11 protein-coding genes are annotated in these 10,108 nt (G+C 72.8%); 4 read left to right on the plus strand and 7 right to left on the minus strand.

Going from position 1 to position 10,108, the window contains the following annotated elements:
• From ACZ63H_RS27365 to ACZ63H_RS27375, 3 genes are all read left to right on the plus strand, one after another.
• Window positions 1-685, plus strand: a 685-nt coding sequence (locus ACZ63H_RS27365) for a biotin/lipoyl-containing protein (protein WP_469869419.1), incomplete at its 5' end; no start/stop codon positions are given.
• Between the two features lie 24 nt (window positions 686-709).
• Entirely contained in the window at window positions 710-841 is a 132-nt protein-coding gene (locus ACZ63H_RS27370; protein ID WP_469869421.1) for a hypothetical protein, read from the plus strand.
• Between the two features lie 104 nt (window positions 842-945).
• Window positions 946-1,755, plus strand: coding sequence for an AfsR/SARP family transcriptional regulator (locus ACZ63H_RS27375; protein WP_469869423.1), 810 nt, complete (start codon window positions 946-948; stop codon window positions 1,753-1,755).
• Window positions 1,756-1,768: 13 nt separating this feature from the next.
• On the opposite strand, the gene ACZ63H_RS27380 is transcribed toward ACZ63H_RS27375, so the two are convergent.
• From ACZ63H_RS27380 to ACZ63H_RS27390, 3 genes are read right to left on the minus strand one after another with little or no spacing between them, the layout of a single operon-like run.
• The gene (locus ACZ63H_RS27380) at window positions 1,769-2,512 is read right to left on the minus strand and encodes a 4'-phosphopantetheinyl transferase family protein (RefSeq protein WP_469869425.1); all 744 of its coding nucleotides are present in this window, start codon (window positions 2,510-2,512) and stop codon (window positions 1,769-1,771) included.
• Entirely contained in the window at window positions 2,509-3,321 is an 813-nt protein-coding gene (locus ACZ63H_RS27385) for a hypothetical protein (RefSeq protein WP_469869427.1), read from the minus strand. The genes ACZ63H_RS27380 and ACZ63H_RS27385 overlap by 4 nt, the downstream gene beginning before the upstream one ends.
• Window positions 3,322-3,325: 4 nt before the next feature.
• Window positions 3,326-3,751 carry a nuclear transport factor 2 family protein gene (locus ACZ63H_RS27390; protein ID WP_469869429.1) on the minus strand — a complete coding sequence of 142 codons (426 nt, stop codon included), beginning with the start codon at window positions 3,749-3,751 and terminating at the stop codon, window positions 3,326-3,328.
• A gap of 194 nt (window positions 3,752-3,945) precedes the next feature.
• Between ACZ63H_RS27390 and ACZ63H_RS27395 the strand changes: the two genes are divergently transcribed.
• The gene (locus ACZ63H_RS27395) at window positions 3,946-4,731 is read left to right on the plus strand and encodes a 3-oxoacyl-ACP reductase (RefSeq protein WP_467943680.1); all 786 of its coding nucleotides are present in this window, start codon (window positions 3,946-3,948) and stop codon (window positions 4,729-4,731) included.
• 79 nt (window positions 4,732-4,810) lie between these two features.
• Here ACZ63H_RS27395 and ACZ63H_RS27400 read toward each other — a convergent pair whose 3' ends face one another.
• The 4 genes from ACZ63H_RS27400 to ACZ63H_RS27415 all read right to left on the minus strand — a co-directional run bounded on the left by ACZ63H_RS27400 (window position 4,811) and on the right by ACZ63H_RS27415 (window position 8,664).
• On the minus strand, window positions 4,811-5,770 hold the full coding sequence (locus tag ACZ63H_RS27400) for an aromatase/cyclase (RefSeq protein WP_469869431.1): 960 nt from the start codon (window positions 5,768-5,770) through the stop codon (window positions 4,811-4,813).
• A gap of 103 nt (window positions 5,771-5,873) precedes the next feature.
• Window positions 5,874-6,134, minus strand: coding sequence for an acyl carrier protein (locus ACZ63H_RS27405; RefSeq protein ID WP_469869433.1), 261 nt, complete (start codon window positions 6,132-6,134; stop codon window positions 5,874-5,876).
• A 44-nt stretch (window positions 6,135-6,178) separates the two neighbouring features.
• On the minus strand, window positions 6,179-7,399 hold the full coding sequence (locus ACZ63H_RS27410) for a ketosynthase chain-length factor (protein WP_469869435.1): 1,221 nt from the start codon (window positions 7,397-7,399) through the stop codon (window positions 6,179-6,181).
• A complete protein-coding gene (locus ACZ63H_RS27415) occupies window positions 7,396-8,664 on the minus strand; it encodes a beta-ketoacyl-[acyl-carrier-protein] synthase family protein (protein WP_469869437.1) in 1,269 nt (422 codons plus the stop codon). Before ACZ63H_RS27415 ends, ACZ63H_RS27410 begins: the two co-directional genes overlap by 4 nt.
• Between the last annotated feature and the right edge of the window lie 1,444 nt (window positions 8,665-10,108).

Genomic DNA, 10,108 nt, shown 5'->3' on the forward strand with positions numbered 1-10,108 from the left:
TGTCCGCCTGGACGCGGGTGTCGAGGCGGGCAGCGTCATCGGCCCGGCCTGGGACTCCCTCCTCGCCAAGCTGATCGTCACCGGCCGCACCCGCAGGGAGGCACTCCAGCGGGCGGCCCGCGCCCTGGAGGAGTTCCGCGTCGAGGGCATGGCCACCGCGATCCCCTTCCACCGCAAGGTGGTCACCGACCCCGCCTTCGCGCCCGAGGTCCACGGCCAGGACGGCCCGTTCACGGTCCACACCCGGTGGATCGAGACCGGGTTCACCAACGACATCAAGCCCTTCGCCGCTCCCGCGGACGCGGAGGAGGACGAGGCGGGCCGCGAGACGGTCGTCGTCGAGGTCGGCGGCAAACGCCTGGAGGTCTCCCTCCCGGCGTCCCTGGGCATGTCCCTCGCGCGTACGGGCCTCGCGGCCGGTGCTAGGCCCAAACGCCGTGCGGCCAGGAAGTCCGGCCCCGTCGCCTCCGGCGACACCCTCGCCTCCCCGATGCAGGGCACCATCGTGAAGATCGCCGTCGAGGAGGGCCAGGAGGTCGAGGAAGGCGACCTGGTCGTCGTCCTGGAGGCGATGAAGATGGAACAGCCCCTCAACGCCCACAAGTCCGGCACCGTCAAGGGTCTGTCGGCCGAGGTCGGCGGCTCGCTGACATCCGGCGCGGTCATCTGCGAGATCAAGGACTGATCTCTGCCTCGGCAGGAGGAACCGATGAACCACGAGCACGGTGAACCCGACCCCGGCGACCCCGGGGAAGCGGGCGGCCCGCTGAAAGCGCCCGCGCTGCGTCTGGCCGGAGAGGACGACGATCCGGAGCCGCACATCGTCCGGGGGATCGATTGACGGCCGCCGGCTGACCGTGTCAGGTGAGCGGGTGTGAAGAATTCATACCCGCTCATGCCGGGCACACTGGTTCACCATACAACGATCCTGCGATGCTCATGTGCATGGAAATCGATGTTCTGGGACCACTTGGAGCACGAGTAAACGGCACATCCATCGTACCGACTGCCGGAAAACCCCGGCAGATTCTGGCGCTGCTCGCGATTCGCGCGGGCCGTGTCGTCTCGGTGGAGACATTGATCGAAGAGGTGTGGGGAGACGCGGTTCCGCGCAGTGCCGCCCCCACGTTGCAGACATACATCCTGCAACTACGCAAGAAGATCACCGATGCCCTGCCCGCGAACGGCGGACTGACGGCGAAGGACATCCTCGCCACCTCCTACGGGGGATACCAGCTCGCCCCGGTCGAGCCGATCCGCTGCGACCTCGTCGAGTTCCAGCGGCTGACGGCCCACGGCACCCGTGCCATGGCCGAGAACGCTCCGCACACCGCCGGCGAGAAACTGCGCGAGGGCCTCGGCCTGTGGCGCGGCAACGCCCTGGTCGACGTGCCACTGGGCGAGGTGCTGCGCATGGAGGTCATCGGGATGCAGGAGGCACGCACCCGCGCCCTCGAACTGCGGATCGAGGCGGACCTGCAACTGGGCCGGCACGCGGAACTCATCGGCGAGCTCCGCATGCTGGTCGCCCAGCAACCGCTGCACGAGAACCTGTGTGCCCAGTTGATGACCGCCCTCTACCGGGCCGGCCACCCCTGGCGGGCCCTGGAGGTCTTCCAGACCCTGCGCCAGTCCCTGGTCGACGAACTGGGCGTGGAGCCCTCGCCCCGGCTGCAGCGGCTGCACCGCGCGGTGCTCGCCAACGACGACCGGCTGGACCGGTTCACCCCGGCTCAGCGATTGCTCAGCGCCTGAGCGCACGGGCGGCCTACGGACCGGCCGCCCGTGCGCACGCCGTACCGACGACGTGGCCGGTGCCGAGCCGGTGGGTGGTGAACGTCCACTCCACCGGTCGCACCGGCTCGCCGTTGTCGTCGTGCAGCGCGGCGGCCGTGCCCTCCACCCGGAAACCGAACGTGCGGAAGGGCAGCCCCGTGCCCACACCGAGGGCCTTGGTGTAGGCCTCCTTCAGTGTCCACAGGCGCAGCACGGCATCGCCCCGCTCCTGTGCGGGAAGGGACCGGAGATCCGCCAACTCCTGGTCGGTGCAGGTGCGTTGCGCGAGCAGGGCGCGGCATCCGGACCGGCCGAGCGCCTCCGCGTCCGCGCCGATCGGGCCGTGCAGGCTCAGGGCGAGCACCAGCAGGTCGCCGGTGTGGCTCAAGCTCAGACCGAGCCCGTCGCAGCCGCGCAGATACGGCCGGCCGGCCGGCCCCCGGGCCAGCTCCAGCCCGTCCGCCGGCACGTTCTGGACGGCTGCCGCGGCGTGCTTGATGAGCCGCCGCGAGGCGGCGAAGCGCGCGCGGGCCGCCGGCCGGTGGCCCGCGGCCCGGTACCGCTCGTACTCCCGGCCGAGCAGGACGCGGAGCCCGGGCCCGTCGGGAGCGCTCCAGGATCCTGCCGACGCGTACAGCACCACGGCGGTCCCGGCGTGCAGCGCCGACTCGGCGGCCGTGGTCCAGGCTCCGCCGGGCCCGTCGGCGTGCAGGTGAGTCACCGCGGGCGCGGTCACGCGCCCACCAGCCGACGGGCGCCGGCGGGTGCCGTGCGGGCCGGCGCCGCCGGCCGGCGGCAGTGCGCGACCGCCTCGTCGAACAGGACGCCGCTCAACTCGGTGTCGGGGCCGACCGGTTCGAGGCCGAGGCGGATCGCGATCCGGGAGAGGGCGGCCACCAGGCGGTCCCGGTCGGTGGTGATCCGCCGTGCCCGGCCGGTGCCGCGCCAGCCGTCCAGACAAGCGGCCGCCGCGGTCAGCAGCGCGTAGCGGTCGGCCAGGGCCCAGGTGCCGGCCGGGGCCGCCGTCGGCGCCAGGGCGCAGGCGGCGACCACGGCGCGGCGTTCCCGCTCCAGTTCGTCGAGCAGGGTGTGCAGGTCCAGCGGCAGCGCGGCGGGACGTACCGAAGTGAGGGGCCGGGCCAGCCGGTCCTCCCCGGTGGGCGGCCCGTCCAGCCGTGCCGTCACGCCGTCGAGCCGCGCACGGTGGTCGGGGTGCCACATGGCCCGGTGCAGCCGCCGGGCGTGACCCCGGTACGCGGCGCCCGGCCCCGTGTTCCGCTGCGCCTGCGCGCCCAGCAGCACGGACAGGGCGTCGACGCTCTCCATGAGCAGCCGGGGCAGCAGGAACCTGGCCGTGGCCGAGTGATTGCCGCCGTCGGCGCGCAGCAGCCGGTCGCCCACCCACAGGTCCAGGTAGGCGGCCCCGGCCGCGGCCCGCCCGAGCCGCGAGGGCTCGGTGCCGGCCGTGGCCGCCAGGGCGCTGCGCAGTGCCAGATCGGCGTGCACCACGAGCTGGGCGGGGGACGGGGCGGAGGCGGTCCGCACGGCGTCAGACCAGCTGGTCGTAGCTCACCGCGCGCGAGCGCAGCAGGATCTCGCCGTCGGTCACCTCGACGACGTCGTGCACGACGGTGCTGGGCCACACCTCCGGCCGCTCGTTCGGCCGCACCCGCACGATCAGCGCGTACACGGTGGAGCGGATGCTGCCGTCCTCCTGCGGCTCCAGGACCATCTGGTTGAAGAAGTGACGGCGCTGCGTGGGGTCGTCCTGGTACTTCTTCAGGAACGACCGCAGCTCCTCGAGGATCGCGTCGCGGCCGACGGCCGGGGCGATGTCCGGTGAGTGCTGGAAGCTGCCGTCCTTCGTGAACGTCTGCGTGTACTCCTCCAGCCGGCCCTCGTCGAGGGCCTGCATCTGGCGGGCGTAGAACTGCTGCACCTGGGTGTAGAGGTCACTGCTGACGGGCGCGGGCATGAGCGTTCCTCACATGGGTCGTCGGACGGGGGGTGGCCGGGCCAGGATCGCCAGCGGCGCTCGAATCGCTCTGGAGCACGGTCGGGGCGGCGCATGAGCGCGGCCGGTGCGCTTCCAGGGACCTTCCAGCACGGCACGAGGCGCGCCCAGCACGCTCGGTGGGCACCTGCCGTCACAGCGATTCGGGAGAACACATGTCACAGGCAGTCAAGCCGGTTGCCCTGGTCACGGGAGCCACCAGCGGGATCGGTCTCGAGATCGCCCGGCGCCTCGCCGGGCTCGGGGCCCGCGTCTACCTGTGTGCGCGCCAGGAGACGCAACTGGCCGACACCATCAAGGAGTTGACGGACGCCGGATACGAGGTCGACGGAACCACGTGCGACGTGTCCGACCCCGAGCAGATCAGGTCCTTCGTCCGCGCGGCCGTCGACCGCTTCGGGCCGGTCGACATCCTCGTCAACAACGCCGGGCGCAGCGGCGGCGGAGCCACCAACGAGATCGCGGACGACCTCTGGTTCGACGTCATCAACACGAACCTCAACAGCGTCTTCCTGATGACCAAGGAAGTCCTCAACACCGGTGGCATGCTGGCGAAGAAGTCCGGCCGGATCATCTCCATCGCCTCCACCGGCGGCAAGCAGGGCGTCGTGCACGCCGCGCCCTACTCGGCGTCCAAGCACGGTGTGGTCGGCTTCTCCAAGGCCCTCGGCCTGGAGCTGGCCCGCACCGGCATCACGGTCAACGCGGTGTGCCCCGGCTTCGTCGAGACGCCGATGGCGGAGCGGGTGCGCGAGCACTACGCCGGCATCTGGGGCGTCAGCGAGCAGGAGACCCACGACCGCATCACCACCCGCGTGCCGCTCGGCCGTTACGTGGAGACCCGCGAAGTGGCCGCCATGGTCGAGTACCTGGTGAGCGACGACGCGGCCGCGGTGACCGCGCAGGCCCTCAACGTGTGCGGCGGCCTGGGCAACTACTGATCCACCGCGCGCACGGCCATGACGCGGCCGCTCCTCCCCGGTGCGGGAGAGGAGCGGCCGCTCGCGTACGGGCCCGGGTTCAGGCCGCGGAGACCTGGCTGCCCTCGCCGGTGTGCGCGGCGGCGTGCGTCATCGTCGTCAGGCTGTTGCGGCCCAGCGCTTCGCGCACGAAGGCACGGGCGTCGGCGAGGGTGGCCTGCTCGCCGAGCACCTCGCGCACCGTCGCCGGGTTCAGGGCGACGGTGTGCCGGGCGGTGGCCACGGGCCCGTCCGGGCCGTCCGCGAACGTCCACAGGCCGCTGTGCCCGGTCAGCAGCTTCGGCAGCACGTGCTGCTTGTAGGCGATCCACGACGGCTCGTGGCAGACGCGCACCGAGCGGGTGGTGTGCGCCGAGCCGTCCGCCGTGACGGTGTCCATCTCCAGGTCCTGCACGCCCGGCTGCTCCTCGGTCAGCCGCACCCGGCTGACGTGCGGAAGCCGCTCGGCCCACAGATCGGCCCGGTTGACGAAGTCGTACGCCGCCGCGGCGCCGCCGGTGATGGGGACGACGTCGGTGAAGGAGAACACCACGTCGGCGACCGGGTGGCCCAGCTCGGCGACCCGGGCGAGCGCCGCCAGTTCCTCGCCGCTGTTGCGGTCCAGCGCGGTCAGCAGCGCCTCGACGGCGGCGGGCGCGTCGTCCTCGACGCTGAAGCGGTGGCGCAGCACCACCTCGGTGCGGCCGTCGGGCAGTTCCCGCAGCAGCCAGCTGCCGGCCATCGAGGTGACCGGTGCGAAGCTGCGCTGCTGCCGGAAGCTCACATAGCGGCGCGCGGGGTCGAGGACCCGCCGCGACGTCCAGCTGGTGACCTTCCCGTTGACCTGCGCCCAGATCTCGAAGACCTCGCTGCGCTCGTCGCGTTCGAGGTGGCGCACGTACACGCTGGGCCCGAACACGGCGGGCCACAGGGTGACATCGGCCACCAGGTCGTAGACGACCTGGGCGGGTGCGGACACGACACGGGTGTGCTCGGTGCGGTGGATCACGGTTCGTTCCATGGCGGGTTCTCCTCGGCTCGGGGCGGTGGCGCGGAAGGGGCCGGGGCCCGTATCCCAGCGGCAGCGGATACGGGCCCCGGAGGCGTGCGGTCGGGCCCGGACGTCAGACGGCGGCCGATGCCGTGCCGGTGTTGACCAGGGCGAGGAGCGCGCGGGGCGTCTCCACGTCCGCGATGTCGTCGTCCGACAGGTCGATGCCGTACTCCTGCTTGATGCGCGCCGCGGACTCCATCAGGGCGAGCGAGTCGTAACCGAGGTCCTCGAACGAGCTGTCGAGGATGTCGCCGGTCAGGTCGAGGCTGTCGTCCTCGCCGGCGCAGGCGATGAGGATGCGTCGCAGATCTTCGATGGCGAGCTGAGCCATGAGGGTCTTCTCCTGTCAGGTGGGAACTGCCGGCGTACGGCAGCTCAGTGGTCGGTGTGGCGCGTGACGACGACGGCCGAGTTGAAGCCCCAGCGCCCGCGGGCGAGGACGAGTGCCGCCGACACCGGGCGGGTACGCGGTTCGCCGGTCACCAGGTCGATGCCGTAGGCATCGGGGACACGGGCGGTGAAGCCACTGGCCGGGACGATCCCGTCCCGGATCGCGAGCAGTGCGCTCACCAGGTCCGCGGGGCCGCCCCCCGCGTACATCCGGCCGGTCAGTGCCTTGGGCGCGGTCACCGGCACACCCCGCGGGCCGAAGACGGCGCGCAGCGCGTCCGCCTCGATCCGGTCGAGCTCGGGCAGGCCGGCCGCGTCGGCGAACACCACGTCGATGTCGGCGGGCGCCAGACCCGCGTCGGCCAGGGCCAGTTCGGCCGCCCGGCGCAGCCCGGGTTCGCGGCCGGATCCCGGTTTGGGGTCGAACGTCGAGGCGTAGCCGGCGATCTCGCCGTAGATCCGGGGCGCGCCGCGCTCACGGGCGCTCGCGGCGTCCTCGGCGATGAGGATCGCGCCGCCCTCGCCGGGCACGTAGCCGGCCGCCCGCTCGTCGAACGGCAGGTACGCCGCCTCCGGGTCGGTGGCGGTGGTGACCCGGCCGCCCGCCAGCTGGGAGGCCCAGCCCCAGGGGTCGAACGCGGCGTCCACACCGCCGGACACCACGAGCTTGGTGCCGCGCCCCACGGTGCGCCGGGCGTGCCCGACGGCGTCCAGGCCGCCGGCCTGCTCGCCCACCAGCGCGGCGCTCGGACCGCGCAGCTTGTGCCGGATGGAGATCTGGCCGGTGTTGACCGCGTAGAACCAGGCGAAGGACTCGTAGACGGAGACGAACTCCGAGCCCTTCGACCAGAGTTTGTTGAACTCCTGGTGGGTGAACGCGAAACCGCCCAGGGCGTTCGAGGTGACCGTGCCCATGTCGTAGTCGGGCAGGGTGTTCTCGTCGACCCCCGCGTCCGCGAGGGCCCAGGCGGCGGCGGTCAGCGCGTAGCGGGTCGACACGTCGGTCTGCGGCAGCAGCCTGCTGGGCAGATGGGCCTTGGCGTCGTAGTCGACGATCTGCCCGGCCAGCCGCGAGGGGTACGCGGAGGTGTCGAAGCCGGTCAGCTCCCGGACACCGTTGGTGCCCGTCAGCGTCGCCTTCCAGAACGCCTCGGTGCCCAGGCCGTTGGGCGTGGCCGCCCCGATGCCCGTGATCACGGTGGTCATGCCGCGGCCACCTCCGGACGGTGCAGGATCATCGCGCTCTGGAAGCCGCCGAAGCCGGAGCCGACCGTGAGCACCGTGTCCACGCGCTGTTCCCGCGCGGTCAGCGGCACGTAGTCGAGGTCGCACTCGGGGTCGGGGGTGTGCAGGTTCGCCGTCGGCGGCACGACGTTGTGCTCGATCGCCAGCAGCGACGCGGCGATCTCGACGGAGCCGATGGCGCCCAGCGAGTGGCCGACCATCGACTTGATGGAGGAGACCGGCACGTCGTAGGCGTGCTGCCCCAGCGAACGCTTGAACGCGGCCGTCTCGTGGCGGTCGTTCTGCTTGGTGCCCGAACCGTGCGCGTTGATGTAGTCGATCCTGGTGCCGTCCAGGCGTGCCTCGTCCAGCGAGACGCGGATGGCCTCGGCCATCTCGCGGCCGTCCTTGCGCAGGCCCGTCATGTGGTGGGCGTTGCAGCGGGTGGCGTACCCGCCGACCTCCGCGTAGATGTGCGCACCGCGCTTCTTGGCCGCCTCGTACTCCTCCAGCACGAACATGGCGGCGCCCTCGGCGAGCACGAACCCGTTGCGTGTGCCGTCGAAGGGCCGCGAGGCGTGCGCCGGGTCGTCGTTGCGCGTCGTCGTCGCCTTGATGGCGTCGAAGCAGGCGACCACGATCGGCGAGATGGGGGTGTCCGCGGCGCCGGCGACGACGGTGTCGACCGTGCCCTCGCGGATGAGCTGCACGGCGTAGCCGACCGAGTCGAGCCCCGAGGTGCAGCCGTCGGACACCATGGTCACCGGGCCTTCCGCACCCACTTCCCAGGCCACCTCGGCCGGCATGACACCGGGGGAGAGGTAGTCGAACATGTGCGGGGACAGGTAGGAGGGGTCGACCTCCCACTGCTTGCCCGCGTCCGACATCACGAGGTACTCGTTCTCCAGGCTGGTCGCCGAGGCGACCGCGCTGCCCAGGCTGACCCCGACCCGGTGCGGATCGAGCGCGGACAGGTCCAGGCCGCTGTCCGCGACCGCCTCGCGGGTGCAGGCCACCGCGAACTGCGTGGCCCGGTCCATGCGGCGGATCTCGCGCGGGCCGAAGCCCTCGGCTGCCGCGTCGAAGTCGACCTCGCCGGCGATCCGCGAACGGAACGGCGACGCGTCGAAGAAGGAGATGCTCCGGGTGGCGGTGCGGCCGGCCGACAGCAGGTCCCAGAACGCCTTCGTTCCGTTGCCGCCGGGGGCGCGTACACCGACACCGGTGATCACGACGCGCCGGGTCATGTCCGGCCCGCGTTCGTAGACAACATCGCTGTGAGTCCTTTCGCCTCTGAAACAGCGGCAGTTACGTGGTGAAAGGCTGTGGTGACGGTCTAGAGCACCACTCGACCCCGCCTCGGGAGGGCGCGCGACGTCACCGGGAGCGAGCGCGCGCGGAGCCCGCACCGGCCGCCGGCCGCAGTACGGCGTGCGATCCGGGGACGGAGGCGGGAGCACGCCCGGCCGGGCCGGCGCTCCGGGGGAGCACCCCCTGGTGGCCACCGGCATCAGCCGGGGCGTGACACCGTGGTGTGGGGTGAGGGGACGTCGAGTACCGGGCGTACCGGCCGGGTTGTGCCGCCGGCAGTGGCGGGCGACCCGGGCCCGGTCGCCGCAGCGGGTGGGGGAGCACCGGCCACGGGGGTGTGACGGCAGCAAGAGCATCACGCGGTCGCCCGCCCCGCACTCCTCGGGCCCGGCGATCGCCGGATCCGTGAGCGGGTCCGCCGCGGCCTCGGCCGGTGTGGCGGCCGACCGGACGCCGAGCGGGCCGGAGCGGCGGGAGACGGCGGTGACGGCGGTGCCGCCCCGGGCCGGTTCGCGCACGGGCGGCGCGGCACACCGGGCCTCGGTGAGCCCGCGCGGCGCGGACGCGGGGGGCACGGCCGCGTCCGGCAGCGCCCGGACGGCGGCTTCGGTATGGCCCCGGACGGCGTGGACAGCAAGGAGGTCGCCCCGGGCCGGTGCGGCGTCCCGGACGTCCTCCGGAAGGCGACCGGTCTGCGGCGCCGGCCACCGGGACAGCTGCCTCCGCGAGTGCCCGACGCCGAACCGCGGGTCGGGAAGCCGGCGATCAGCGAGGAGATCTCCGGCAGGCGGTCCCGGAGGGCGAAGCGGCCGGTGCCGAACAGGCGGAGGGCGGCTTCATGCGCCGGATGACCACGGGGTGCTCGACGTCCGTCTCCGTGCGGAGACGGAACGCCGGATCGCGCGGCATGACGGCCGTATGTCGGCGCGACGAAGAGGGTGTTGCAGCGGCCGGGCGACCAACACCGCCCGGTTGTCCCGGAGTCGGGGCTGCGGCTAGCGTGCCCGGCATGTGGCTTTCCCAGCGGCTCACCGTGCGGCGCGCCGTCGATCTGATGCGCGTCGCCACCGCGCTGTGTAGGTGACGCCGGGCGTCCCGGCGCGTCCCGGAGCGTTCGTCCGCCCACCGTTCGCCGGCCGGCCGCTCCCCGACGCGTACCCGCCCGCGCCCGCCCGGAGCATTCACCCGCAGCAGTGTGCGAAGGAGACTTCCGTGAACCCGCTCAGAACCCGCCGCGCCGCCCGCCTCACCCGCACCGCCCTGGGGGGGGGGGGGGGGGGGGGGGCCGCCCCACCCCCCCGCCCCCCCCCCCCCCAACACAAGAGCAAGGGAGAAGACCCTCCGTGGGACCTCACCGCGGCACCAACATAACCGCATCCC

It is taken from the genome of Streptomyces sp. NPDC104831 (genome assembly GCF_055583025.1).